Below are 26,164 nucleotides of genomic sequence, written 5' to 3'. Positions count from 1 at the left end.
GTGGAAATTAGCCGTTTAGGGCTAAACGATTCATGAAGCTTGTCATTACCTTAGTTTGACTGTAATCACTTTTACGAGTGCCGTTCGACTACTGTGGCAGTGATCCAATATGATCTGCACCATCAATAATGGATACTGACTCACTTTTGTCCAGAGGCGTGTTATGCCGCCATGCTTTGGGACAAAAGCGCCTTAGCAAAATCACACTTTCCATTGAATTTGCATTTATTCAAGCCATGCAAAGTACGCCTTTTCGAAAATAAGGAAAAAGAGCTAAGGGGGATAGTATAAAATCTCCTGAAGATATCAAGAGAGCTAGGAACAGCATGGATAATTTTCAAAACCTTATTGATTACAGCACCGTCGATGACCTGAAGTTTCGTATCAAGTCATTACCCTTTTCTTGTGCTATCCCCAGTCGCAAAGCAGAAGTTGCAAGTGTACTCTTTAATGCATTGATGAACCCAGACAACCTACAGTCAATTTGGAACCACCTCTCAGAGGTTCAGAAACTTGCTTTGCAAGAGGCCGTTCACAATCAAGCAGGTTATATGGACGGTTTCGTATTCTGGTCAAAATATCAAAAAGAACCACCTAGTACAGAAGACTGGTCGTTGTATCGAAGTCGAGATAAAGATAACGGTGACAAAGCTTTATCTCCGTTCTTTTATCCTGACCGCCGTTACGGATCTTCACGCAGAATACCTAATGACCTATTAGCTTTTTTGAAACCTCATGTTCCATTGCCACCACATTTTTCTGTGCCAACGGCAATTGTCGATGGTGACGAGATTGAAACGTCAGAAACACCACAATACACGGAAGCGGAGCTTAACGTTCTTCTTAATACTATTAAGGTTAAGAAGTTAAAAGTCAGTCCGAAAACTGGGCAGCCTTCTAAAGCATTGCTCAACCAACTGTGCAACAAACTCAATGAACCGTATCAAAAGGCAACATCACTTGATGACGAATCAGCGAAAAGTATAAAGGCTTTTGGTTGGATTCAAATTCTAAGAGCTGCTCTATGGTTCAAAGAGACAAATGGTGAATTGCAAATCAACCTAAAAAAAGCCGCTCTTCAACAACGACATTGTGACGTCATTAAACAGCTTTTCTTGGACTGGAAAGATCGAAGCAAATTTGACGAGTTCTCACGTATCAATCAGATTAAAGGGCAAAAAGGAAAAGGTCAGAAATATTTTACCAATGTTCTGAGCCGCAGGGATGCTTGTATAGAAACATTGCGATCTTGCCCACCTGAAGAATGGGTCTCTTTTGATGACTATCTGAGATTAATGGCGGTTGAGGGGCAATTCTTTAATATTACGTTTGAACCCTATAGCTTGTATATCGGTGATTCCACGTATGGCCGCATTCATGACGGTACTTTTCTTACTAATGCTTACTCTCGCTGTTTAATTATGGAGTATTTCGCGACTCTAGGGATCGTCGATATAGCTTACGTAACGCCGGAGAGCGCTCAAGATAATTACTATGACCGTTGGGGGCAATATGACCTAGATTATTTGTCCATTTATGATGGTTTAAAATATATCAGGCTTACAAAGCTCGGAGCCTATGTGCTTGGAGTGGTTGATACCTACATCGATGTATCCGAATCAACGAAAACATCGATCGCATTATTGCCGAAGAATCGTGTTCAGTTTATGCAGCCACCCACTACAAGTGAGCGAGTATTTCTTACTAATTATGCGGATGAAGTTACCGACCAAGTCTGGCAGCTATGCACAAGCAGGATACTCTCACACCTCGAAAATGGTGGTGACTTAGAAGAAATACAATCTTTCCTATCTGAAAGAGATGAACAACCATATTTCCCGACTCAAATTGAGCACCTCTTCAAAACGTTGGAGAGCAATAAGAATGCAGTACGATTAGAGGGGCGTTTTTTACTTTTGAAATGCGATACCGAGTCGATAGCAAAGAACATAGCGTCAGCACCTAAATTACAGAAATTGTGCCAACGCGTAGGAAAAGACCAGTTAATTATCCCAGAGGGCAAAGAATCGTTGTTTAGACAATTAGTTCATGAACTTGCCTATGCTATGCCCATACAGTCATAGTTTTCAATGTAAGGGCAAAGTTTTTTGCCCTGTAAGCGATCATTTTAGAGGTGAATTACTCAATTTCATTCACACCTGATGTTGAAGAACTAGCAGTGGTTTTCTTTTTTCGTTGAGATAGTGTTGGTTCGTCCGCGGTCTTTCGCTACGGGACAAAAGCGCCTTAGAACTACTAACTTAGAGTGTGAAACATCTTAGACCATATAGCAGCACTTGAACCAGTGCCGCTAACAAAACAAGCGTAAGCTGAGACTACGCCAGAAACGTTATCCCCATCTACGCTCTGCAACAGTGGCTAAATCATATTCTGATTCATTATCTAAAAACCTCAATCTGCCAAAGTCTTTGCACAATGTATCTATAAAAACACCACTTTCTAACACAGTCTCTAGAGGCACAGGAACTATTTTATCGTTGGGAACATTACTTAGGGCCAACTTATAACGTTCATAAGAATGACGTTCCTCGTCGCTCAAAGATGACTTCGATTTATGCTCAAAAACTCGGCCATACAGCCAGAATTTGATATTGCCGAGAGAAAACTCGATAAGTGGTTCTCCGAAGCTTGTTCCATCTTTTCTATCATCAGCCTTAAGCATCGAATGAACCGTTAGTACCAAAGCTACACTGTACGATTTACCAGTCACTTCAATTTCGGGATATCCAATCTCACATTTATGATCAGCATCAGATAATTCATACAACTTGTCTTTTCTAATTCTTGCGGCATCGATGTTTTCTTCCCGCAAATAAGGGTGAGAATGAGCGGTTCCTATATATTGATACTGGTCTCCGAACACTTTCGCGATGTCTTTTTTAATCAAAAGAGATTCAGAGCTAAATTCAACTGAAGAGCGCTTTCGCTTTGCAGACGTCTCTACAGAGACATGATTTATCGTACATTTAAATGGATGTGTTTTGTTCACGTACCCCCAAAGGTGAGCGGCGGTTTCTACAGAAATACTCTTGCTGCCCTGATGTTTTACAGCATAAGCTTCTAAACCAGCCATGATTAGCTCAAATATCGCACTTTTGCTGACTGAAATTGTCGCGGTCATTTTTTCTTTGTTCCTTTTATTGACAATTATTTGCTTAATTTTGATTAGAGGTAAGACACACAAGAGTTATTGGGCGAACTCGACATGTTCTTTCAGTTTGTTTTTATAGCGCTCATAAAGCGAATCCCATACATCTTCACTTACCATGTCTAGTGGTACGTATTCTTCAAAAATGACACCACTCTCATCAGGGTAGGCAAGCTCGGTATACGCATAACGTGGGCCATCTGCATAAAGCGCTTCCCAACATTCGATGCATTCATCTTTAAACCATTCTTTTTTGATTGGCGCAGGGGTGTTATTCAGAAGATGAATTAAGTTCTTAGAATCAAAGAAACTATGCTCTTCACTTTTGACATTAAACAGGTAGCTAGAAAATAAATCGATGGCTCTTCCGTCCCATAATCTATAGCGGTGGTAGTGAGACGTATAACGCTCCTTTACTCGATCGAGAAGGTGACGTTCACATAAAGCTCTTAAGTCGTCGTTCCTCAATGTTGGGACTTCTGGAATTGGTTCAACGTCATAAAAGCGTCTATGGCCAAACAAGTAGCGTTGAGTCAGCTTTGCGGCGATGGAATCAACGGAACCTTTAAGTGCAATGTCATTGCATGGCAGTTTTGGGGAAGAGTCTGCAATTTTTTTGGCTAGCGCCTTAACAATGTCTGTAGTGGTTGATTTGACTTTCTCAACCAATTTTATACTTAAATAGCCTTGAGCTGAGATTTTTAAAATTCCCTTTTGTGCAGGAATATAACGTGGAGAGGAAAGCGTGAGTGCTGTTGCGGTGTCTAGTGATTTCAAGGTCGCTTGCTGGTCTAAGTCAACCTTTAGGTAATCACAGAACACTGCCAACTGCTCTTTAAAGTCGTTCAGTAGCTCAAGCCTTTCGTTTTCTAGTTCTTGAAGCTCTTCTTTCGAAGCATCTTGATAATCCAGAACTGACATATTATTCTCCTCACAATGCATTCAGTCGCATCAATATATACTCCCTTCAAAGAAAAATCTGATGATTTTGACGGAAACTCAAGTCGTTAGAGTGAACATGGCGTTGTTGCCTAAATCAGTTGAACCTTTTCGGAGTTCTGCGATCTGATCCCTTGTGATGGTTAGAGCGGTGATGACATAGGGGGTTTATCATTGACTTACACTTTAGTGGGGGGATTGGTTCGGTCAGAATACATCAAGTAATGAATAGAGGGTTATTTAGAGCATCGACTCTAACTGACTTTTGTCCAAACCCGTGTTAATAGGTGCGATTATAATAGCTTGCCAACCAACGAAGAATTCGTGATTGCTCAACAGTCGGTAGAACTTCTGTAATCTGAACTGAAGTCTAAGCAAGAAAAAGACAATCAAAAGCGAGCCCAAGTGGCTCGCTTTTTGTGTCTAGTAAAGATGCGTCTGAATGTTTTAACAGGGGGATAGCCTACAAGGCGATCGTGAAACAGTTTTAGAACAGAGCTTAAATTGCGACTCATCGGGTGCTCTGGAAGCGCTAAGGTTATTTAGTCCCTGAGCGGTAGTTTGGATCTGTCCAGCATCGAGGTAACTCTTCCCCTGACATAAACATCAGTTCGGACTTTTTAAACATCTCAGGGTCTTGCTGTTCTTCGCCTGCTTGAAACCGACCTTCGATACTGTCTTGAAATAAGTTGGTTAATTTGGTCATTTCAGTTACATCAACGAGGTCACCGGTTTTTTCTCTTTTAGAAACATTTTTTTGCCCTCAATCTAATCGGTCACCCCTAATTATAATTGCTATTTGGAAAATGAGAGTCTTTTCAATTCCGGCACTTCTTGACTAAGCAGACCCCAGAGCTACGCTTATGATCATCGACAACCCAATCGATGAACAAACTTATCCTCAACAAATAAATGGAGTCGCGATGTCATCTGCCCATATTGCAAACAATCTCAGTGAACTGATTGGCGATACCGATCTTGTTAGAATCAACAGTCTTTCAGAGATATCAGGTTGTGAGATTCTTATTAAGTGCGAACACCAGAACCCGGGTGGTTCGATTAAAGATAGAGCGGCACTTCAGTTGGTTATGGATGCAATAGAAGCCGGTAAGCTTAAGCCGGGAATGACAATCGTTGAAGGTACTGCTGGTAATACGGGAATAGGACTTGCTCTGGTCGCTAAATCCCTTGGTTACAAAATGTTGGTGGTGATGCCAAAAGGGCAGGTACAAGAGAAAGAGCGCATGATCTCGCTTTATAATGCTGAACTGTTATTGGTCGACCCTTGTCCTTTTGCAAACCCTGAACATTTTTACCACACGGCTAAGCGGATTGGTGTCGAAAATGAGAGTTATTGGTGGGCAGATCAGTTTGAAAATCTCAGTAATTATCGAGCGCACTATTTAAATACTGGACCTGAGATCTGGCAGCAAACACAGGGGAATATTGATGCTCTAGTTTCAGTGGTGGGGACGGGTGGAACCATTGCCGGAAACTCACACTATCTATCTGAGCAGCAACCCAATCTCGAAACTTGGTTAGTTGACCCAAATGGGTCCGGCATTTATTCGTTTCTACGTAATGGACACTATCAATCAACGGGAAGTTCGTTCACGGAAGGCATAGGGATCATGCGAACGGTTGAAAATTTCAGGCAGGCAAAAATCAATCGTGCAATCACGCTTCCCGATCAGGATTTGGTGACGATATCCCGCCTTGTTGCGGAACATGACGGTATTCTTCTAGGAAGCAGTTCGTCGTTGAACGTAGCAGGTGCGCTATACGCTGCGGCTAGAATGGGGAAAGGGAAAACCATCGTTACATTTAGCTGTGACCTTGCTGAGCGCTCGTATTCGAAGCTGCACAACGAAACGTTTCTGAAAGAAAAAGAGATACAGCTTAATAAAGAAAACCTCTCTCAACTATGGGCTCGTTATCAAGCCGAAGATGGCAGCATGGTCGTCAACGTATAGTCGCTTTAAGTTAGTAACAGCCAGTGGTCTGCCAGCTCTTTCGTTAGCGCTGAACATCCGGTTAGAGCTAAACATCCGTTAGCACCAAATCCGGCACTATTGCTTGTTATTAGGGTAGTGAATCACATCATGAAATACGGCGTTTCCTTCACCGATATTTTTGTAGGCATGGGTCTGGTTGTCATTGAAGCGAACGGCTTGTCCTGCGCGTAACGTATGCCACTCATCATCAAACATCACGGCCATCTCTCCTGAAATGCATAAGATGTGCTCAGTGACGCCTGCGTTATGTGGGGCGGATTCATGCTGGTAATCGGGTGCTAGGGTGAGTTCGAATATTTCAAATCCTAGTGCTTCCTCAAAAGGAAACAACAAACTGACGAAAAAGCCAATGTTGTATTCTTCATGCCTTAGTTCGTTTGCATCTCTGAATAAACTCGTCAGTTCACTGTTTGGGCTAGCCGCGATAAAGCTCGAAAGTGACACCTCGAATCCAGAAGCTATCTGCCAGAGCTTAGCGACTGTCGGGCTGGATTCTCCACGTTCAATTTGTCCTAACATTGCTTTACTCACGCCTGTTGCTTTCGCTGTTTTCATTGGTTATGCGAGCGCCGCGGCGATTATTTTCCAAGCGGCAATGAGTGCTGGAGCAACCGAAGAACAAGTGGCGTCATGGTTTTGGGCGTTGGGAATTGGCATGGGGATGACCACAATACTGCTCTCGTTTCATTACAAGAAGCCTGTGGTTACAGCGTGGTCGACGCCTGGAGCGGCGTTGTTAATCACATCTCTTGAAGGGCTGACAATGAATCAGGCAGTAGCCGTGTTTTTGTTCAGTTCGATGTTGATCACGTTGGTTGGATTGGCGGGGATATTTGAGAAAGTCCTAAAACAGATCCCAACATCGATTGCCTCAGCGATGCTCGCGGGGATTCTATTGCAATTCGGTTTGGGTTTGTTCACGTCGCTAATGGAAGAGGCACAAGTCGTAGCGGTCATGCTCGCTGTATTTATTCTGGCGAAAGCGCGGTTAGGAAATTTACTGATCCCAAGCATTTTCATCATCGCATTGGTCATGTGTGTGGGTTTTGGCAAACTCGATGTCAGTCAGGTGACTATGGGATTAACGACCCCAGTGTTCATCACGCCCGATTTTGAGTTCTTTTCATTGTTCAGTGTGGGTATCCCACTGTTTATAGTGACGATGGCTTCACAGAACTTACCGGGATTTGCGGTTCTAAAAGCGAACGGATACCAAGTCGATTCATCGAAGATCATTACCACCACCGGGGTGACAGGTTTGATCTTCGCACCGTTTGGTGGCTTTGCGTATAACCTTGCAGCAATTACGGGCGCTATTTGCATGGGCCCGAATGCTGATAGTAACCCCAAGACACGTTATATGGCTGGGATCTGTATGGGCGGGTTTTACTTGTTAGCTGGTGTGATGGGGATGTCATTTGTGTCGCTGTTTAGCGCCGTACCCTCCGAGATTGTCATTGCGGTTGCTGGCTTAGCGGTGATGCCCACCTTGATGAATTGCCTTGCGGTATCAATGGCAGACAGTCACTACAGAGAACCCGCACTGCTTACTTTCTTATTCACCGCTTCTGGCACCAATTTACTGGGAATCGGTAGCGCATTTTGGGGTTTGTGCATCGGGTTGTTTTGTTGCTGGTTACACAATTACAAAGCTAAGTCGCGTGGAGCAAACAAGACTTCGCAAACTTCGTCGTAATCAAGCGACCCAAGATTAGGATCAGGTTCGCTGTGAATTAGAAACATCAGCAAGTTGTTTGAGTAGTAAGCCCAGTCATACTCGTGACTGGGCTTGCTTACAAAGGAATAAAGCTACTTAACTTCGTATCTCAGTAGCACTTCATTATCGAGAACGACATTTGTCGACCAGATAAAGCTTGCGCCAGCACCACTGAATTTTTCGATAAAGTTCATGTACGCTTTTTTATTGTTCACGCCAATATCGTCTTCTGAATATACCGATGCTAGAGGCCAAGATGTTGAATCGAACTCTTGGTTCATCCAGTTGGTTGGTGTTTCCCAATGAGCGGCGTAGGCATCTTGACCGTGGTCAGTTCCTTCCGTGGTGCAGCTTTCAGAAAGACGCTTCCCGTCCACTTCACTCAAACAAGTCAGGTCATAAATCGGGGAGGTATAAAAGGTTTGTGCTTGCCAGTCTGGACCTGTCACGGTTCCGTCACTAAAGCTCGCAATAAAGCCACCATCACCAGCGTGGTATGCCTTTCCGCGGTTATCTTCGCTGCCAAGACCTAGGTTTTCTTCCCAATCAATCACTTTCACCGCAATCGTGTAAGGCTTCTTCACCTTAAATTTGACGATGTTTGAGTTAAACGGTGTGAAAGGAACGGTGTCTACCGCGATTAACTTGCCGTTGATATAAAGTTCGAAATAGTTATCGGCAAAAATATAACCTGTTATTTCCTCACCGTCTTGATCCACAACAGCTACCGGTACAGAGCTTTGATCGACTTCGGCTAGGCTGCTTGGCGTGGTGTTTGAGCACTCTTCATAAAGATCAAAGGCTTTCGGCCCTGTTGAAAAGTTGTTTTTGGCTGGAACCGTCCAAACCTTTCCTTCTGAGTCCGTAATCTCCCCGACGCCCGCCACTCGGCTACGTCCGTTTGCACACTCAAAGAGATTCGATTCAACGGTGGTCGCCAACCCTTGAGTAATACTCGCTGAGCCTTGGTAATCACTGACGTTGCTGACCGAGGGTGTATCTGATGATGGTGAGCAGCCTGTAACGAGCAAAGCAACTGATGAAAGGGCAAGGGCTTGATATTTTGTGATGATCATTGATTGGGTATCCGAGAAGGGGTGATTTAAATAAGCGTGGTTCAAAATAAGCCAAGTGCAAGTAAGTTAATTGAAAACAAAGCTATTTCAAACAAATCCGAGCTAAGTAGCTAAGTAAGCCGTGAACTCATAGCTAATAGCTGGAGCGACGAAACTAAGCAAGAGCCAAAATATTTGTGAGGTGCCACGCTTGTTATCTGATAAGGCATATATTACCCGTACAAATGTAAACAAGCGTAAAGCTGAGTAAGCATGCGCAAAACAGCGCTTTTATAGGATGATCACATCAGCTTGCGCGGAGCTTGAAAAAATACTTAGAACGAAGCGGTTTCAGGTTGTGATTGAGATAGTATTTTGCTACAAAACGCGCATAATCTCGCTATACAACATTTAAAGAAGAATTTACCTATGACTACCTTTCAATACTACTTTCACCAACTGCCTTGCTTCGACTGTAAAAAAACGACAGTAAGTACTGATCTTGGTTGGTTAACGCCTGCGATGAAAGACGATGCTATCGCACAAGTGACAGCGACACTTGCACAAGGCGAGGTTACTCCTGATCTTTCAGCAGACGTGGTTTGTACTAAAGATGAAGCGCGTGAGTATTTACTGCTTAACTTCTTTGGTTATTCAGAAGAAGAATTAGAAAGCGGAATCGAAGCGGATGATGAAAAAGAAGTGGCAGACGAAATCGCAGAGCTACTTGAAGAAGGTAAAGACACCATCACCTTCGAACATGAGATTGCTCTTCAGTGCTGCGCAGACTGCGATGTTGAAGACGAGTCAAACTAAGCTCTTGTATTAAGAGTATTAAACTAAGTACTCTTATTAAGGTTCATCATGAAGCTATGATGTTCTAATGATGAAAGGCGTTAGCGAATTGAGTTCTCTAACGCCTTTTTTGTATCTCTACTTCTTATATCCAAGCTGCATTAGATCCTATGATATTTTGCTTTCTATAATGCCTTGTTCGCTCAGTTGCGAAAGGATCTCCGCAGTTTTATCGCGGAATAGATCTCTCAGTAGTCGCACAGTAGGGGTGATGGATTGACGACTTGGACACACTAACCAGAGCTCGGTAGGGGTCGGCTTAAACTCAGGCATAACTTTAACCACTTCACCTGAAAGCAGATGAGGTGACATGTCTAAACAAGATTTTATTGCCACTCCTTTACCTGCGATACACCAACGTCTTACAAGGTCTGCGTCGTTCGAAGCGCGATTTCCTTTTAGTTTCACTTTATGATCTTGAGTACCATCGTTAAACACCCACTCGTCTTGCAACATGTCATGGAGTTGGTAAAGCAAACCATTGTGCTGAGCTAAGTCACTCGGGTGTTTTGGTGTGCCCATTTCAGCCAAGTATTCAGGAGCCGCACACAATATCCTCGGCACATCGCATATCTTGAAACCATACATGTTCGCATCGGTCGGAGAGCCGTAACGCAGCGCCATATCGACGGAATCTCGGTAGAAGTCGATATTGCTATCGCTGATGCTAGTGCGAAGCGTCGCCTTTGGGTATTCAAGCAAGAACTCATCTAACCAAGGTGTGATTAGGTTGCGTCCTAGATCTGATGAAAGCGCTATGCGAATTTCACCGTCAAGAATACCAAGCTCTTCGCGCATGTTGAGCTTCGCTTGCTCCAACATCTTTAAGGCTTGTTCGCATTCCGGTAAATAACGCTCGCCAGCTGAAGAGAGCCTTAGGTGGCGCGTGGTTCTTACAAATAACTCCGCACCTAGTGCCGCTTCAACACGTTTTACCGCTGCACTTGCTGTGGCAGTGCGCATATCAAGGTTGGTGGCTGCAGCGGTGATACTGCGAAACTCCGCCACTTTCAAAATGACCTGTAAATCTTCAAGAAGCATGTTATCTACCTGTATTGAATTATGTTCTAAACATGGCGTTGGGATATTTCCCCATCACAATCTGCAAATGGGTTATCTCTACTTATCGCTTCTAAGTTAGCTTCAAATACTTAATTGTCAAAACTAATTTGATAATAATTCAAATATGAGGCTGTTTTTCATTAGTAATTTTCTCACTATCATTTCCCCATATCGACAACGTAGCGCAGTACACATCGTATGGACGAAACCTACGATCTAGGGGGATAAGATGACTAAGAAAATCACAATGGGTGTAACGGATTTGTCGTTCCACCGTACGACCGCATCATTGGTTGCCAATGTATTGAAATCCATGGGTTTTGAGGTAGAGCGTATTTTCTCTCCACATCAGGAGAACTTTGAAAAGCTGAAAGCAGGCCAAGTGGATATGCTTTCTTCTGCGTGGTTGCCATCAAGTCACGGTATCTACAAAGCGGGCGTTGAAGAAGTTGAGCCACTTATCGAGCTTGGGCTTCATTATGAACCGTATGCTTTGTGGGGCGTACCAGACTATGTGCCTGAAGAGGCGGTTTCTGAAGTCTCTGATTTATTAAAAGCTGAAGTGATCGAGAAAATGAACTCGACCATTCAAGGCATCAACCCCGGCGCTGGTATCACACGCTTCTCTATCCAGATGATGAAAGATTATGGCCTGAGCGATGCCGGCTACCAGTTCTTTCCTGGCAGTGAAGATGATTGTTTCAATGCCTTTGAAAGTGCGGTCGCAAACAAAGAGTGGGTGGTAGTGCCACTGTGGAAACCTCAGTTTTTGCACTATCGCTACGATATTCGTGAGCTCAAAGAGCCAAAAGGCCTACTCGGAATTGTTGATAGAGCAGTGCTTCTTTTAAGAGACGACAAGAAGCATCTGTTCAGCGAACAACAGATTCAGAAGTTGGACTCCCTGCGCTTCTCGAACGACATCATCGCAGAGCTGGATTACAAAGTTTGCCGTGAAGGTAAACCACAAGATCAAGTCACACATGATTGGTTGATTGAGAAAGGGATTATTTAACCTCTAAGCCGTTGGCAGTGCAGTTAGATGTCTGCATTACCCAGATAACGGCAATACAATTATCAAAAATAATTTGATAATAATTCAAATATTAGGCGGTTTATCTAGAGTGAGAATTGACTAAGATTAACTCGTCTAATTCAAGGAGAAAGCACAATGTCAGTACCATCAAAAATGAAAGCGATCGGATTTACTCAATCACTTGCGATTACAGAGCAAGACAGTTTATTTGAGTTTGAAACGAGTCTGCCAGAACTAAAAAATAATGACTTGCTGGTAAAAGTGAGTGCGACTTCTATTAACCCTGCTGACGCAAAAATTCGTATTCGTAGTGCCAAAGACAAAACACTCGAACAACCAAAAGTGTTGGGTTATGACGCAGTCGGTGAAGTTGTTGGCAAAGGCGCTGACGTTGAAGGCTTCGAAGTCGGTGACCGTGTGTACTATGCGGGTGATGTAACACGTATGGGGGCTAACGCAGAATACCAAGCTGTGGACTACCGTATTACGGCTAAAGCGCCTACGAGTCTTTCTGATGAAGCTGCAGCCGTTATGCCACTAGCAACACTTACCGCTTGGGAAGCATTGTTCGACCGCTTGCGTGCTCGCCCTGAAGAGAAAAAGTCTATCCTGATCATTGGTGGAGCTGGCGGTGTTGGTTCAATTACGATTCAACTGGCTAAGCAACTGACCAACCTAAATGTTATCGCAACAGCTTCAAGACCTGAAACTGAACAGTGGGTAAGAGATATGGGGGCGGACTATGTGGTGAACCACCGTAACCTTGTCGAGTCTGTGCGAGAGCAAGGCATTCAACATGTCGACTACATCTTCAATGTTGCAGACACAAAAGGGCACTGGGATGCGATGGTTGAGTTGATTGCACCGCAAGGCATGATCAGTTCGATTGTTGAATTTGACGGTGGCATTGACTTGTCAGCGCTGCAAGGCAAATCAGCGGGCTTTGTTTGGGAGCTGATGTTTACACGTTCACTGTTCAACACAGACGATATCCAGAAGCAACAAGACATCTTATTCCAAGCCGCGAATCTGATTGATGCGGGCCGTATTAAATCGACGCTAACCTCGACCCTAAATGGCTTTAGTGTGGAAACACTTAAAGATGCACACCAACGCATTGAGAGCAGTGCCTCGATTGGTAAAACTGCCATCAAATACTAATTGCTGATGTTTTAATCCGTCGTTGTTTTGAATTGTTGACGGTTTAAATAGAAGAAGCCCCTGATATCTGATTGCTAGTCAAAAGGTTTCAGGGGCTTTTGTTTGTTTTCAGTTTAGTCAGTTTAGTCAGCTTCTGGTGATGTGATAGGTTTCGATGTTCTGAAGTGAAGCTGTATTAGGTCTAGCTCAAAAGGCGAGGGCTCTTTGTCCGCAATCAAAAAACCGATTTGTTTGATGTCTCGTGCCTTAAGTTCCGGCGCATCGCTCAGTAGCCGACCTCTGAACACAGCTTGAAAATCATTGAAGTGGAACACCTTGTTAAGCCGCACTCCCTTTATGGTATCGAAATCGTGTTTGTATTGAACTCGATTACCCTCCTTCCAAGTGGTGAACCTCAGTTGGTAGGTGCGACCATCACCAACGAATATCAGCACTGCACTATCTATTTCATGGGCAGGTGATTCAATGGAGCGCTTTACAGAACTGAAACCACCATTATTTTCTAACGATAGCTCGCCCTTAAATTGACTCGTCTCGCCTTCGTAAACAAGCTCGCCTGTTGAGATGCCGCCCATCACATTGTCGTTGGTCGCTGTCCAATTCTTATGTTCGTTCGGTTGTGTAAAGTCAATCATACCTATGCCTGCTACAGATACTTGAGACCATAAAAAAGAGAGGCTGATTACTAGCCACAAAGGGTGTCTTCGCTTAAGCAATGAAGCCGTTTCGTTCATGATTGTCTCCGTTAGCCTGTTCGCGTTTTATGGAGAAGGTTCAGTGGCAAGCATACCCAGACAACGCTCAATAAATTCAGAATAATTTGAAGCATTGTCGTACTCGATTTTCAATGAACCATGAAACATCAGCGTCACTGTTACGTCTTTATAGCTTAGCCAACAGGTATAACCATCATAATCATGCCAAGCCGCCATTTCGCCCACTTGATATTTATTGTCCAGTTGCTCGCCAGAGGTGCGAATGCACTCAAACACTCTGAGAAACTCAATAATGGTGATTCTGTTGTCCATGTTTTGCTCCCGCTGAGTAGTTATTGGTAATAGGCTGAATATTGGTATCTAAATTTGTTACTGTTTGATTGCTGTCCCTACGGCTTGCCTTTGTGTTCCGATCACTGAAAGTGATCTTATCTTCTCGATAAACCTCTGTTTTCTAATATTTTCATCGTCATTCCATACATCCGATTAATCCTGAGCAAAACGGGTGTAACAAACTTAATAACGATGTTAACCCTCAAGATAAAGACAAGCTTAATTTACGTTTATGGTGGTTAATTAAAATTAGAGTCGATAGGATAAATAGCATCGGAGCCTTGTTATTGGCTGAAATGGAATCTACAGAAAGTGCGTGTCAACATGATAGAAAAACTGAAAAAGGAATGGTTTCTTGTAGGGATGGTGGTGGCTATGGTCGTTGCTGTTTTTACGCCGGATTGGGGCAAATCGGGTGGGGTACTTCATCTCGATACGGTGACTGTTCTCGGCATCGCTTTGGTGTTTTTCTTACACGGTTTGGGTTTGTCTCCCAAAGCCATTCTTGAGGGGCTTTCGAATTGGAAGCTGCATGTTTTTGTACAAAGCGCGACATTCTTAGTTTACCCACTGCTTTGGGTGATATTCGGGCAAGGCTTTGTCGCTTATATGCCAGCAGCTCTGGCCTTTGGTTTCTGTTACCTCTTCGTATTACCGAGTACGATTTCGTCTTCGGTCGCGATGACGGTGATTGGAAAAGGAAACCTACCGGGTGCGATATTCAATGCATCACTTTCTAGTATTTTAGGCGTGTTCATTACGCCTCTACTGATCCAGCTCTTTATGGGGTTGGAAGGTGCAGAGCTAAACCTGATGGAATCGGTGATCTCTATATCTAAAATGCTGCTATTGCCAATGATTGTCGGCCAGTTGATGCGCCCGTTACTTTTTGAATGGACTCAGAAACACAAGTCAGTGGTCAATAAGTTAGATAAATACGTGATACTTCTGATCGTCTACAGTGCTTTCTGTGACTCTATTGAACACGGTATTTGGAGCGACTTTTCACCAATGCTGTTGTTGCTGTCAGCGGTGATTTGTTTAGTGGTATTGATGGTGATGGTACACGGCATTCAATGGAGTGCCCGAAAGGTTGGATTCAATCATCAAGATGAAGTCGCGGCAGTATTCTGTGGTACTAAGAAGACCTTAGCGGCAGGTATTCCTATGGCTAAGGTGATCTTTGCTCACAACCCTAATCTAGGGATGATATTACTACCAATCATGCTTTATCACCCGATTCAGATCTTTTACTGTGCAGTGCTAGCCAACCGTTACGCCAAGGTTGATACACAATCTAGTTAAACTTGTTTGTTGTTACAAGTACAAAAGAAAAACGCCTTTCACTTCGCTGTGAAAGGCGTTTGTATTTGAATCTACTTCACTTTAATTAGAGTGCTTGAATCTGTATGAGCAAATGCGTTGTCGTAGATCTCTAAGCCTGTTGTTTGAGAGTACGTCAGCGTATCGTCTGAAATGCTAATGTTCATCGTGAAGCCCGTGGTGGTTGCGTTGTCCGTCATGTATTCGGACTCAGCGATGCCACGCTTAGACGCAACTAACGTCATTGTATCGCCAGCAGGGCCTTCTGCGGTGACACATGTGGTGCGTGGTACACAGTAAGAGTTGTAGACGATCTGATTTTTTTGATCGTAGATGAAGTAGCCACGTTGATCGTGGAATTTAGAGTCGTCGGCCTTTCTGAATACTTCTTGCTTGTAGTACAGAGCAACCAGATATTGATCGCTGGCGTTGGTTGCATCTGCCGCAACCTCAAATGTCATCACTTCATAAAATGGTGTGACCGCGGGGCCACCTTTGCCCACTTCTGTGCCTTCTTGACCTGGAGAAATATCAACGCCGCCAGTTTCGACTGATTTCCATGTGCCGACTAACTTTGCGAGTGGACCAAAATCCATACCATTGATTGTGCTGTGGTCGGCTACTGCTGGAGCCGAGATTACCGCTGCGATACCAAGTGCTAATAATTTTTTCACTTTAACTTCCTTTTTATTAATTATCTGACCCCAATAAAAATAAGGTTATTGTGAAACCAGTTTATTAACCCAGATCAGTGTTGTTGGCTAATATGAAATCGAATTGTAACTTGATGTATCAGTCAATAAGAGAATATTAATGCGGCTAAATATTGACGAATAGCTGTGATTTGTTCATCGAGGTTTAATTCAAAATTGCATTAGTCTGAGCCTTATTAATTTTGCTATTACACATTTCAAATTCTCATGTATGATGTGCGCCCATAATTGTATGACAAATGTGTAATCTTACTTCTGTATGAATAAAGCTGTTAACCACGCCATTTTGCTTTTGGTGCTCGCAAACCTACTTGCGTCTTTTTCAGACGTATCATTGAAGATACTGAATGGCGAAGTCCCTACGTTCCAGTACGTGTTTATCCGTCAGCTATTGAGCGTGATCTTGTTGCTTCCATTTTGGTTAAAGTTACCGAGAGAGACGCGTATGAAAGGCGGTTGCCGAATCAACTTCTTAAGGGCTCAATTTATCTTAGTGGGGAGTGGCTGCGCGATGATCGCCATTACACACCTTACTTTGGCGACAGCAAACGCGATGTTCTACGTTGGACCAATCCTTATGCTGCCTTTGTCGATCGTGCTGTTGAAAGAAAGGCCGACATCTTCAAAAGTGATCGCGACCCTGATTGGTTTTGTGGGCGTATTAATCGTGTTACGCCCTGAACAATTTCATTGGGCGGCGATTGCTGGGCTAGGCAGTGCGCTTGCGATGGGCGTGGGTAATATCTTGATTAAACGCTTGAATGCAGAGCAACACATCATCTCAACTCTGTTCTGGACCAGCATTATGACTCTGCCACTTGCACTGGCATTAGCGCTGCCAACTTGGTCTGCGCTCGAATGGCGTCATGTTGGTTGGATCATGGCAATCAACTTGTTCGTACTTGGATACCATGCGCTTGTGGTGGTGGCTTACAAAAAAGCACCGGCCAACCAGATTGCGCTCGCCGAATATTCTGGGTTGGTGTTCGTAACATTGTTTGGTGTTATGTGGTTCGATGAGATTCCAGACATCCTGACGCTGGTGGGCATTAGTCTCATCGTTATTCCAATGATGCCGATTAAATGGAAGAAGGTTTTCAAGTGGAGAGACCGAGCCGCTTTAGAAGTTGAGGTTACTCCGCCTAAACCATAGCGGCTTGTCTCTCAGTCATTCTGGATTCCAAATAAACCACATCAGGGAAGGTCGTCTAAACTTAGGGTTTGTATCGCTTCAAAATACGACAATTTGGGCTCTAAAAACGTTCTCGAAATAAATGCAAATTAGTGCTTTACCTCAACTTAACTTGAGGTATTAGGATGTGCAACGTTGCTTACGAGAATACTTTAAGGAGAGAAGAATGATCCAACTTGAACATGTGAATTTAGTCGTCAAGGACATCCCTGAAATGCTGACTTTCTATAAAGCGGCGTTTCCACACTGGTACGTTCGTGATGAAGGAAAAGGCGAATGGTCAGGCAAGCCACGTAACTGGCTGCATTTTGGCGACGAGTACCAATACATAGCAATAAGTGATCACGGTGAAGGTGAAAATAGAGATTTGGCTGGGCATTCTGTTGGTCTCGCACACTTCGCTTATGTGACCAATAATATCGAAAGTGTCACTCAACGCCTTGTTGATGCGGGCTTTCCAATTGCCAAACCCGGTGCCGAAGAACCTTATCGAAAAAATGTCTACTTTGTGGATCCTGCAGGCTTTGAAATCGAGTTTGTTGAGTATTTGAGTGATGATCCTAAGTTACGAAATGCCACGAGTTAGTTACGTAATACGCCGCTTTGTTAAAGTTGGTTAGCTGAATGAAAGCGCGCTAGAGAGCATTTATAGAAAAGGGCATCGTGGAATAATCCGCAATGCCCTTTTTAGATTCTATTTATCAGCTGATATTGAGTGGGTTACTTATTTAGCCTTGAACGGCACCAATAGCTGTTTACCAAACACGTTAATGAGTGCACCAGTGACAATCAGGCCACCACCTAGATAAGTCCAAACCGATGGAATCTCATTGAAGATCCACACACCTAATAGCGCTGAGAAGACGATCTGCACGTATGAGTAAGCTGAAGCTTTACCTGCTGCCTGGGTTTGCATTGCTTTGGTTAAACCGTATTGTCCTATTTGTGTGAAAATCCCGACGAGCACAAGCATCATGGTTAGGAATAGGCTAGGCCATACAAAGTCGTTCCAGATAAGAGCTGTTGAGATTGGTAGCGCAACCAGTGGGAAGTAGAAGATGATGACTGAACTGTCTTCTGTTTGGCTAAGCTTCCTCACAATCACATAAGCAATTGAGCTACCAAATGCGCCACATAACGCCACCATAATGCTGAATAGCGGTAACTCGCTGCTCGCGCCACTGTTCATGCTTGGCTGAACCATCACTAATAATCCTGCTAAGCAAAACGCAATGCAGATCATGGTCGACTTTTGGACGCGTTCTTTCAGGAATAACACACCAAGTAGAGCGGTAAATACAGGATGAACGTATTGTAGAATGGTTGCTTCTGCTAATGGCAAGGTGGTCACAGCGTAGTAAACACACATCAAGGCTGCTGTGCCAACTGCGCCTCGAACAAACAACAACGGTTTGTTATTTCCCCAGATCGAAATGCCTTTTCGCTTAACGTCGATATAACTGATGATCAAAGACACCAAAGCCCTTGCTGCAACAATTTCGAATACAGGTATGCCGTAGTTGCTGATGTATTTCACACACGCTGACATCAGTGCGAATCCAAAAGCAGAAAGGATCATGAATCTAACCCCAACAGGGATCATTGAAAAAGAGAAAGAAGGCATAAAAATATCAATCGGTTGAGGGAACAGGAATCATAACTTAGTTTAGAAGAGCCGACCAAAGGCTTTGTCCTGTTCTATTACACCAAACCATTGATACTGCTGTGCGAGTACTTTCAGCAACTCGATCTCTTTTGTTGTCTCTTCTCTAAGCCATTCAATAAGGTCGTTGATGATAGGCGTGTGACTACGCTGGTGCATGAAGTAAGTCCAAGCACTGTGTTGGATTTTTGCATTTCTAGGGCAGTACAAGAAGCCTCGTTGGAGATCTTGTTGAACTAACAACAGATCCGTGACCGTAACCCCTTCACCGGATAGACAGGCACTGAGCGCCATATCTAAAGACAAGAAGCTGGTATTTCTGACAGGTTTCTTTGGTGGGAATTCAACATCGGCCAGCCACACTTTCCAGTCGTGATGATCTAAGGTTGGATGCAGCCTTGGCAAGGTTAAGATTGAATCAAGGTCGGTGTCTTTGGTGGTTAAACTAGTAGAGCAAACCGGCGCCATGAACTCTTCACGCAAGAAGGTTATGTCAGGTGCCTTGTCATAGCGTTTTTTGAAACGCGTGTGGAAGATCAGTAGATCATACTCACTACTATTAATCGATTCGTCTTCCTCAATCACAGGAACAATGACTATCTCATGATCTTGATAACGCTCGTTTAATTCCCGAACTTTGGAGATCAATACTCGCGTCGCGAAACTCAGAGTCGCTTTGATCACGATACGCTTCTGCTTGGGCTCACTCCAAGAGGCGATAACAGCTTCGATATTACCGTAGCTTTCTCGCAAAGCGACATACAAATCATGACCTTGTACCGTTAATTCTATGGCTCGATGCTTACGAATAACCAGTGATGCGCTTAACTCATCTTCAAGCTGTTTGATCTGTCGGCTGATCGCACTTTGTGTCACATGCAGCTCTTCGGCAGCCAGAGTAAAGCTCATCAGCCTTGCGGCAGCTTCAAAGGCTTTTAAGCCATTATGTGATGATGGCAAGCTAGGATATGGGGTCATAATTCGTTCGCATGAGTTTATGGAATGTTAGAGTCGCAAATTTATCAATTGAACGCCAGCCTCATCGATCGTATTTTGGGCGAAATTAACTGAGGCGCTCATGAAAAAAATACTCACTCTTGCATTCCCTTTGATCATTTCACAGCTGATCTCTATGGCTTTAGTCGTTACTGATGTTTGGATGATGTCGCGTATCAGTGTGTCAGCCCTTGCGGCTGGTGGCTTAGGTGCCTCAATCTACTTTTTCATCTTCATTATTGCGAGCAGCACCGTGGGTTGTGTCGCGAACTTGATTGCGATTGCTTATGGTCAGCGCGTAGCTCGCCCTGAGTTTGGTAATACTCAAATCAGATTGGCTGTGAAAGGCGCAACCATGTTGGCATTCGTGCTCAGTGTGACCTTAATGGCCAGCTTCTGGTTTGCTCCGTTGGTATTAGAAGCAGCCAAACAGCCGCCAGAAGTGATCACTTTAGCTATGGAATATGTCCATGCTTTGAAGTGGGTGATGTTGCCTTCGCTTATCTTGTTGGTACTTCGCGGCTTAACTAGCGCGTTTGGCAATGTGCGTTCTATTCTGGTGATGTCTATTATCACCGTAATTCTGAATGTGCCAGTGAGCTACTTTCTCACCTTCCAATTAGACATGGGCTTAACAGGTTTAGGGCTTGGTACGGCTATCGCGGCATTTATCGTGATGGTTGGATATACGGTTTGGGTATTTAAGCGTGACGAGTTTAAGCAGTTCGCCCCTTGGCTAAATACAGAAGAGTATTCAATCAAGTTGATGAGCCCATTGTTGTTGATGGGTCTACCTATCGGCTTGGCTGCTTTACTTGAGCATGGCTTGATTTACGGTGGCACCTTGATGGCGGGCACGATCAGTATTGCTTCGTTAGCCTTGCACCAAATCTTGCTGCAATGTTTAAGCTTTACTTGGAACTTCAATTTTGGTTTCTCACAAGCTGCGGCGATTTTGGTTGGCCGTGATTTTGGCGCGGGTAACTACGAAGGAATAAAAAGAACCTCGATTCAAAGCTTCATATTGGTGTCGGTGTTGAGTGTGGCGTTGTCGGCCGTGTTCATTATATGGCCTGAGATGATCGCTTCTATCTTCAAGTTAGACGATGGCACGGGTGCTATGACTTCACTACTGGCTTCTGTGATTTGGGTCGTTGCTTTGTGCTTTATTGTTGATGCTTGGCAACTACTGGCGATTAACCTGCTAAGAGGCATGAAGATTGTCTCTATGCCAACCGTGATGACAGCCATCGGTTACTGGGTATTTGGCTTGCCTGCGGCTTGGTATTTGATGCCTAAGTTCGAATTGGCAGGGATTTGGGGCGGAATCGGTGTTGGCTTAGGCGTGACAGGTATTCTGCTGCTTATCCAATTGATGCGTGTCATTCAAAAGAACAACCAATCTCCAGATTTGTCGAATCATGCTTATACGTGATTTGCTTGTGATGCTCGCCTTTACCATGGAACCTTGAACGATAAACGTTGTATTGCTGACCGAGAACTATCAATTACCAACAATGACCTATAAGCCCTAAATTGCGTACTTCGTAATTTAGACCTTGGTCTTACAGAAACCGAGCTAAAAGGTGACTAGAATGATTTGAGTTGCTCACCGTTTTATCAAGGAATACACAAATGGAAGTTGGATTGTTCTGGGCTGAAAAAGGAATGTTAGTGCTTGGCGCACTGTTTGTTTTGACGAGCATGATGCAGTACGGAAGACGCAGTAGCGATTGGAAAGGCGTGATTACGATGTTCTACAAGCGTATCCCAATGAACATCGCCGAATACAAATGGTATCGCCTGGGGATCGCGTTGTTGGTATTTGCTGTGATCATACGTTTCGCATTACTGATTTTATGGCCTTCATATCAGTTCTAGTTCTCTTGCATTAGCTTTGTTGGATAGCTCTCTATCATGGCTACATAAAGCCGTTCAATGAATGAGTCAGTCGAGCCTTAATAAACCCGCTTGTTAAGGCTGCTGTTAAATATAATAGTGCTATTACTCAACAGCAAGGATTGGCTATTACCTTTGTAGCATATTGTTTTTCATGAAGAATAATGCGAAATAATAGCTTACCCACCTGTTTCATCATTCTTACTAATAATCTGCACATAAATCCATTCACCCCGTACCTGATACCATAATGTTCTGTTACACTCGGTCGAATTAGCTTTAATTTGTCAGTGGTGCATTTATGTCGTTCCCAGTTCTTATATGTGATGATTCTGCGTTAGCAAGGAAGCAGATGGCTCGGTCACTGCCTAGTTCTCTAAATGCAGATATAACTTTTGCTGTTCATGGGCTTAATGCACTTGAAGAGCTCGCTAAAAACCAATTCAAATTGATGTTCCTCGACCTAACCATGCCGGAATTAGACGGCTATGGCACATTGGAAGAGATGCAACGTTTAGGCGATACCACGCCAGTTGTCGTTGTTTCTGGTGACATACAACCAAAAGCACAACAGAAGGTGCTGGATCTTGGCGCCAAAGCATTTTTGCAAAAGCCGATCGATAAAGAAGCGTTAAAAGCGATTCTACGTGAGCATGTTGAGCCACCAAAACAGCCTCAACTTATTACGCCAGCACCGCTAGAGCTACCGATTCTGCGCCGACGTGACATCTATATGGAAGTTGCGAACGTTGCGATAGGCCGTGCCGCTGATGCACTGGCTCGTCACTTTAATGTGTTTGTTCACCTACCGCTGCCGAACGTTAACATCTTCGAAGTGAGTGAATTGCACATGGCACTTCGTGACCTAGCGGATAACGACCAAGTGTCGGGTGTTTGCCAAGGCTTTAGTGGAGAAGGCATTGCAGGTGAAGCGCTAGTTTTGTTGAGTGATTCCAGTGTGAGCGATCTTAAGAAGCTCATGAAGGTGCCAACAGAAAGCGAGCAGCTAGAAGAATTAGAGTTGTTGATGGATGTATCGAACATCTTAGTCGGCTCTTTCTTGAATGGGTTAGGGGAGCAATCAGAAGTTCGTTTCTTCCAGAGCTCTCCTGTGCTGCTAGGTCAACACATCTCGATTGATTCGGTGATTGAAAATACCAGCGGCTCATTTAAAAAGACCATGACGTTCGAAGTCAGCTACAACATCGACGGCACGTCCATCCGTTGTGACCTTCTATTTATGTTTGTTGATGAGTCTCTGCCTCTTCTAGATAACAAATTGGCCTACCTAATGGAGGAGTTTTAATATGTTGAATCTTCCTGCTGAATTTGAACAGTTCCACTGGATGGTAGACATGGTTCAAAACGTCGATATGGGGCTGGTGGTCATTAACCGTGACTTTCAGGTACAAGTTTGGAATGGCTTCATGACGCACCATAGCGGTAAGCAATCGCATGATGCGATCGGTAAGTCGATCTTTGAACTGTTCCCTGAAATCCCAGAAGAGTGGTTTAGGCTCAAAACCAAGCCAGTCTATGACCTAGGTTGCCGTAGCTTCATTACATGGCAACAAAGGCCTTATCTGTTTAAGTGTCGTAACGTTAGGCCAGTAACCCAACAAGCTGATTTCATGTATCAGAACGTGACGCTGAACCCGATGCGCTCACCAACAGGGCAAGTGACCTCATTGTTCTTGTCGATTCAAGATGCAACTGCAGAAGCGTTAGTCTCTCAAAAGAACTAGATTGCTCTATTCGCCAAACAACGCATTCCAATACGCGCATTAGCATCAGTCTAATCAGCGAATAAAAATGGCTAAGGTTAATTACCTGAGCCATTTTTTTGCTTTCTATTCTTCAAATCTTATCTTTTCCCCAGTTTTTCACGTCAACCAATCCTCTTTTTCTGAGCGCTTTGCAGAGTCTTCTAGGTTACATGAACGAAAGGGCGCCGACGAAACGTGCTTTTGGAACCGTAATGCTACGGGTTAATAGAAATTGGATTTATAAAGTACAAGCTTGAAAGCTTCATTTAATGGAGTGCGAGGGCTCGACTCTCAAACCCAAGTGAATATTGGTCTCTAGATTGAGTCCTTTTCACTCTACTTTTCTAAGTGACCGCAAAACAGAAACGTCACGAGATTAGCCAATTTGGTCAAAAACAGATAAAAATTGGAAAATAATCGAATTTATTTAAGAAAAAAGGCATTTTTTTGTTGGAGAAAAGTGTGGTTTTTATGTAATTTCGAGGCACTTTCTTCACATATTTGCTTTGAGAGGGTGATATTACGTGAAATATGAAGGAAAACGATTGCGCAATAAACCAACAGCGTTTGCGTGAATGGTTCGCTAAGTTATTAATTAATAAGAATTTAGTTGGGAAGTGTAACTGAGGAAGTTTTAGCGGATATGGAATCTTTGAGAGGATAGCATAAAAAAAAGTGAAATATCAGACTTGCTGTTACTAAATCACGACCTATAATGCTGAAAACCGGAGCGTCTGCCAACGCTCCGGTTTTTTTGTGTCCGAAGAAAAGTAAACTCGTCTGCCAACGGTTTTACTACGCATTTCGCGAGAGACACATAATTTTATGAATCAAGGAAAACACCATGCGTATCGAACAAGAACTTAAGTTAGGTTTCAAAGATGTACTCTTCCGTCCGAAGCGTTCTACCCTTAAAAGCCGTTCTCAAGTTGAATTAACCCGCGATTTTACATTCAAGCATAGCGGTCGTCAATGGTCTGGTACTCCAGTAATTGCAGCGAACATGGATTCGGTAGCAAGCTTTGAAATGGCAGCTGCTCTAGCAGAGCACGGTGTTATGACTGCAGTACACAAGCACTACACAGTAGAGCAGTGGGCTGAGTTCGCTAAAACAGCAGACAAGAAAACACTGAACAACGTATTTGTATCAACAGGTACATCTGAAGCTGAGTTCGAGAAAGTTAAGAAGATCATGGCTCTTAGCGAAGAGTTTGTATTCATCTGTATCGATATCGCTAACGGTTACTCAGAGCACCTTGTTGAGTTCGTACAGAAAGTACGTGCAGAATTCCCGACTAAAGTTATCTCTGCGGGTAACGTTGTAACGGGTGACATGGTTGAAGAGCTAATCCTAGCGGGCGCAGACATTGTTAAGGTTGGTATCGGCCCAGGTTCTGTTTGTACTACACGTGTTAAAACAGGCGTAGGTTACCCTCAACTTTCTGCAATCATCGAGTGTGGCGACGCAGCACACGGCCTTGGCGGCATGATCATCGGTGACGGTGGCTGTTCATGTGCGGGTGACGTATCTAAAGCGTTCGGCGGCGGTGCTGACTTCGTAATGCTAGGCGGCATGCTAGCTGGTCACTCTGAGTCAGGCGGTGAAGTTGTAGAGCAAGACGGTAAGCAATACATGAAATTTTACGGCATGTCATCTCAGTCGGCTATGGACAAGCACTCAGGTGGTGTTGCTAAGTACCGAGCTGCGGAAGGTAAAACTGTTTTACTTCCATACCGTGGTTCAGTTCACAACACGATTTCTGACATCCTTGGTGGTGTACGTTCAACTTGTACATACGTAGGCGCAGCAAAGCTGAAAGAGCTAACTAAGCGTACGACCTTCATTCGCGTACAAGAGCAAGAAAACAACGTATTCGGTAAAGAGTAATCTGAACGAGTTCGAATAGTTTGAAAATCAAGGGCCGCTTTTTAGCGGCTCTTTTTTGTTTGGGACTTATAAAAACACTATATGTAATAAATCAAAGTCGAGTACGTGAGACAAAAGGATCGCTATTTAATGGGGACGTATCATGGCCGAAATTTGTACATTTTATTATTTGGTGGAGAACCAAAGCACCACCAGATCAAAGGCCTTGAACAAGATGGGAAAAACAACGAGTTTGGATTGTTTAAAACTAATGAAGTAGTTTATAAAACGTAAAATATACGTCACATTATGCATATGATTTTAAACTGAGAATCTTATAAGTTTGGTAGAGTGTTATCATTAAAATCAATCGGTTGCATAATGTATGATCATCTGCACTTATAGAGAAAATGGTAGTAAATGTACAACAGAGGATTACGAAGCCAATCCTGAAAAGTACCGAGGCCTGATCGACTGCACTGTTTGTGGTAAGAAAGCTTGGTTTGTTAAAGGTTACTCGACAGTCAAAGTTAATTGAATGGCTTGCTTTGGTGCTAAGCATGAAGATGGGTGTGATGCGTCAACGGTGCTATTTAGTAGTGACGATGTTGATGAAAACAAAGACGGTGATGGGCTTTGTTGCGTAATTCAATGGAACTAAATCAAGAACCTACGATCTGATCAGCT

At 43.7% G+C, this 26,164-nt stretch carries 24 protein-coding genes and 1 pseudogene; 14 read left to right on the top strand and 11 right to left on the bottom strand.

Annotated elements, in window-relative coordinates; genetic code table 11:
- The first annotated feature begins 326 nt into the window (after positions 1-326).
- Positions 327-2,084: a hypothetical protein gene (locus AB6E78_RS20610; RefSeq protein ID WP_017059547.1), complete on the top strand. Its 1,758-nt coding sequence runs from the start codon at positions 327-329 to the stop codon at positions 2,082-2,084.
- 266 nt (positions 2,085-2,350) lie between these two features.
- On the opposite strand, the gene AB6E78_RS20605 is transcribed toward AB6E78_RS20610, so the two are convergent.
- The 3 genes from AB6E78_RS20605 to AB6E78_RS20595 form a co-directional block, all read right to left on the bottom strand.
- Complete coding sequence (locus AB6E78_RS20605) at positions 2,351-3,142, bottom strand: hypothetical protein (protein WP_017058652.1); 792 nt, start codon at positions 3,140-3,142, stop codon at positions 2,351-2,353.
- Between the two features lie 66 nt (positions 3,143-3,208).
- On the bottom strand, positions 3,209-4,090 hold the full coding sequence (locus AB6E78_RS20600; RefSeq protein WP_017068424.1) for a hypothetical protein: 882 nt from the start codon (positions 4,088-4,090) through the stop codon (positions 3,209-3,211).
- 556 nt (positions 4,091-4,646) lie between these two features.
- Entirely contained in the window at positions 4,647-4,814 is a 168-nt protein-coding gene (locus AB6E78_RS20595) for a hypothetical protein (RefSeq protein ID WP_017062447.1), read from the bottom strand.
- A gap of 217 nt (positions 4,815-5,031) precedes the next feature.
- Here AB6E78_RS20595 and AB6E78_RS20590 point away from each other — a divergent pair, with 217 nt between their 5' ends.
- A complete protein-coding gene (locus AB6E78_RS20590) occupies positions 5,032-6,081 on the top strand; it encodes a cysteine synthase A (RefSeq protein ID WP_372134134.1) in 1,050 nt (349 codons plus the stop codon).
- Positions 6,082-6,177: 96 nt separating this feature from the next.
- On the opposite strand, the pseudogene AB6E78_RS20585 reads toward AB6E78_RS20590, so the two are convergent.
- Positions 6,178-6,675, bottom strand: a pseudogene (locus AB6E78_RS20585) (helix-turn-helix domain-containing protein); the annotation flags it as partial.
- Between AB6E78_RS20585 and AB6E78_RS20580 the strand changes: the two are divergent.
- Positions 6,629-7,819: a benzoate/H(+) symporter BenE family transporter gene (locus AB6E78_RS20580; protein WP_372134136.1), complete on the top strand. Its 1,191-nt coding sequence runs from the start codon at positions 6,629-6,631 to the stop codon at positions 7,817-7,819. The pseudogene AB6E78_RS20585 and the gene AB6E78_RS20580 sit on opposite strands and share 47 nt — an antisense overlap.
- A gap of 113 nt (positions 7,820-7,932) precedes the next feature.
- Here AB6E78_RS20580 and AB6E78_RS20575 read toward each other — a convergent pair whose 3' ends face one another.
- Positions 7,933-8,916 (bottom strand): hypothetical protein, encoded by a 984-nt coding sequence (locus AB6E78_RS20575; RefSeq protein ID WP_229647353.1) that lies wholly within the window; start codon positions 8,914-8,916, stop codon positions 7,933-7,935.
- A gap of 408 nt (positions 8,917-9,324) precedes the next feature.
- Here AB6E78_RS20575 and AB6E78_RS20570 point away from each other — a divergent pair, with 408 nt between their 5' ends.
- Positions 9,325-9,711: a hypothetical protein gene (locus AB6E78_RS20570; RefSeq protein WP_017064374.1), complete on the top strand. Its 387-nt coding sequence runs from the start codon at positions 9,325-9,327 to the stop codon at positions 9,709-9,711.
- A gap of 147 nt (positions 9,712-9,858) precedes the next feature.
- Here AB6E78_RS20570 and AB6E78_RS20565 read toward each other — a convergent pair whose 3' ends face one another.
- On the bottom strand, positions 9,859-10,791 hold the full coding sequence (locus AB6E78_RS20565; protein ID WP_372134133.1) for a LysR family transcriptional regulator: 933 nt from the start codon (positions 10,789-10,791) through the stop codon (positions 9,859-9,861).
- Positions 10,792-11,059: 268 nt separating this feature from the next.
- On the opposite strand from AB6E78_RS20565, the gene AB6E78_RS20560 reads away from it, so the two are divergent.
- Both AB6E78_RS20560 and AB6E78_RS20555 read left to right on the top strand, forming a co-directional pair.
- Positions 11,060-11,827, top strand: coding sequence for a glycine betaine ABC transporter substrate-binding protein (locus AB6E78_RS20560; RefSeq protein WP_372134135.1), 768 nt, complete (start codon positions 11,060-11,062; stop codon positions 11,825-11,827).
- A 156-nt stretch (positions 11,828-11,983) separates the two neighbouring features.
- Complete coding sequence (locus tag AB6E78_RS20555) at positions 11,984-13,009, top strand: zinc-binding alcohol dehydrogenase family protein (RefSeq protein WP_372134132.1); 1,026 nt, start codon at positions 11,984-11,986, stop codon at positions 13,007-13,009.
- 122 nt (positions 13,010-13,131) lie between these two features.
- On the opposite strand, the gene AB6E78_RS20550 is transcribed toward AB6E78_RS20555, so the two are convergent.
- Complete coding sequence (locus tag AB6E78_RS20550; protein ID WP_372134131.1) at positions 13,132-13,743, bottom strand: CIA30 family protein; 612 nt, start codon at positions 13,741-13,743, stop codon at positions 13,132-13,134.
- Positions 13,744-13,770: 27 nt separating this feature from the next.
- Positions 13,771-14,037 (bottom strand): DUF3081 domain-containing protein, encoded by a 267-nt coding sequence (locus tag AB6E78_RS20545; protein ID WP_371724978.1) that lies wholly within the window; start codon positions 14,035-14,037, stop codon positions 13,771-13,773.
- 345 nt (positions 14,038-14,382) lie between these two features.
- Here AB6E78_RS20545 and AB6E78_RS20540 point away from each other — a divergent pair, with 345 nt between their 5' ends.
- Positions 14,383-15,363, top strand: a complete 981-nt coding sequence (locus AB6E78_RS20540) for a bile acid:sodium symporter family protein (RefSeq protein WP_032545880.1) — start codon at positions 14,383-14,385, stop codon at positions 15,361-15,363.
- Positions 15,364-15,434: 71 nt separating this feature from the next.
- On the opposite strand, the gene AB6E78_RS20535 is transcribed toward AB6E78_RS20540, so the two are convergent.
- Positions 15,435-16,055: a heme-binding beta-barrel domain-containing protein gene (locus AB6E78_RS20535; RefSeq protein WP_372134130.1), complete on the bottom strand. Its 621-nt coding sequence runs from the start codon at positions 16,053-16,055 to the stop codon at positions 15,435-15,437.
- Between the two features lie 298 nt (positions 16,056-16,353).
- Here AB6E78_RS20535 and AB6E78_RS20530 point away from each other — a divergent pair, with 298 nt between their 5' ends.
- Positions 16,354-17,247, top strand: a complete 894-nt coding sequence (locus AB6E78_RS20530) for a DMT family transporter (RefSeq protein ID WP_017065985.1) — start codon at positions 16,354-16,356, stop codon at positions 17,245-17,247.
- A gap of 205 nt (positions 17,248-17,452) precedes the next feature.
- Positions 17,453-17,872 carry a VOC family protein gene (locus AB6E78_RS20525; protein WP_137002417.1) on the top strand — a complete coding sequence of 140 codons (420 nt, stop codon included), beginning with the start codon at positions 17,453-17,455 and terminating at the stop codon, positions 17,870-17,872.
- A 138-nt stretch (positions 17,873-18,010) separates the two neighbouring features.
- Here the strand turns inward: AB6E78_RS20525 and AB6E78_RS20520 are convergent, their stop codons facing one another.
- Positions 18,011-18,910, bottom strand: a complete 900-nt coding sequence (locus AB6E78_RS20520) for a DMT family transporter (protein ID WP_048610851.1) — start codon at positions 18,908-18,910, stop codon at positions 18,011-18,013.
- A 42-nt stretch (positions 18,911-18,952) separates the two neighbouring features.
- Positions 18,953-19,927 carry a LysR family transcriptional regulator gene (locus tag AB6E78_RS20515; RefSeq protein ID WP_372134129.1) on the bottom strand — a complete coding sequence of 325 codons (975 nt, stop codon included), beginning with the start codon at positions 19,925-19,927 and terminating at the stop codon, positions 18,953-18,955.
- A gap of 100 nt (positions 19,928-20,027) precedes the next feature.
- On the opposite strand from AB6E78_RS20515, the gene AB6E78_RS20510 reads away from it, so the two are divergent.
- The 5 genes from AB6E78_RS20510 to AB6E78_RS20490 all read left to right on the top strand — a co-directional run bounded on the left by AB6E78_RS20510 (position 20,028) and on the right by AB6E78_RS20490 (position 25,498).
- Positions 20,028-21,380, top strand: coding sequence for an MATE family efflux transporter (locus tag AB6E78_RS20510; RefSeq protein ID WP_372134128.1), 1,353 nt, complete (start codon positions 20,028-20,030; stop codon positions 21,378-21,380).
- A 200-nt stretch (positions 21,381-21,580) separates the two neighbouring features.
- Positions 21,581-21,826: a hypothetical protein gene (locus AB6E78_RS20505; RefSeq protein WP_010430578.1), complete on the top strand. Its 246-nt coding sequence runs from the start codon at positions 21,581-21,583 to the stop codon at positions 21,824-21,826.
- Between the two features lie 319 nt (positions 21,827-22,145).
- Positions 22,146-23,150, top strand: a complete 1,005-nt coding sequence (locus AB6E78_RS20500; RefSeq protein WP_029235212.1) for a response regulator — start codon at positions 22,146-22,148, stop codon at positions 23,148-23,150.
- A gap of 1 nt (position 23,151) precedes the next feature.
- Positions 23,152-23,589: a PAS domain-containing protein gene (locus tag AB6E78_RS20495; RefSeq protein WP_048606084.1), complete on the top strand. Its 438-nt coding sequence runs from the start codon at positions 23,152-23,154 to the stop codon at positions 23,587-23,589.
- An 865-nt stretch (positions 23,590-24,454) separates the two neighbouring features.
- The gene (locus AB6E78_RS20490; protein WP_009844818.1) at positions 24,455-25,498 is read left to right on the top strand and encodes a GMP reductase; all 1,044 of its coding nucleotides are present in this window, start codon (positions 24,455-24,457) and stop codon (positions 25,496-25,498) included.
- Positions 25,499-26,164: the final 666 nt, after the last annotated feature.

Source organism: Vibrio sp. 10N.247.310.98 (genome assembly GCF_041467395.1).
In the GTDB taxonomy this organism is placed as follows: Bacteria; Pseudomonadota; Gammaproteobacteria; order Enterobacterales; family Vibrionaceae; genus Vibrio; species Vibrio crassostreae_C.
The sequence above is the reverse complement of the archived record's forward strand: the minus strand, read 5'-3'. Positions and strand labels throughout refer to the sequence as shown.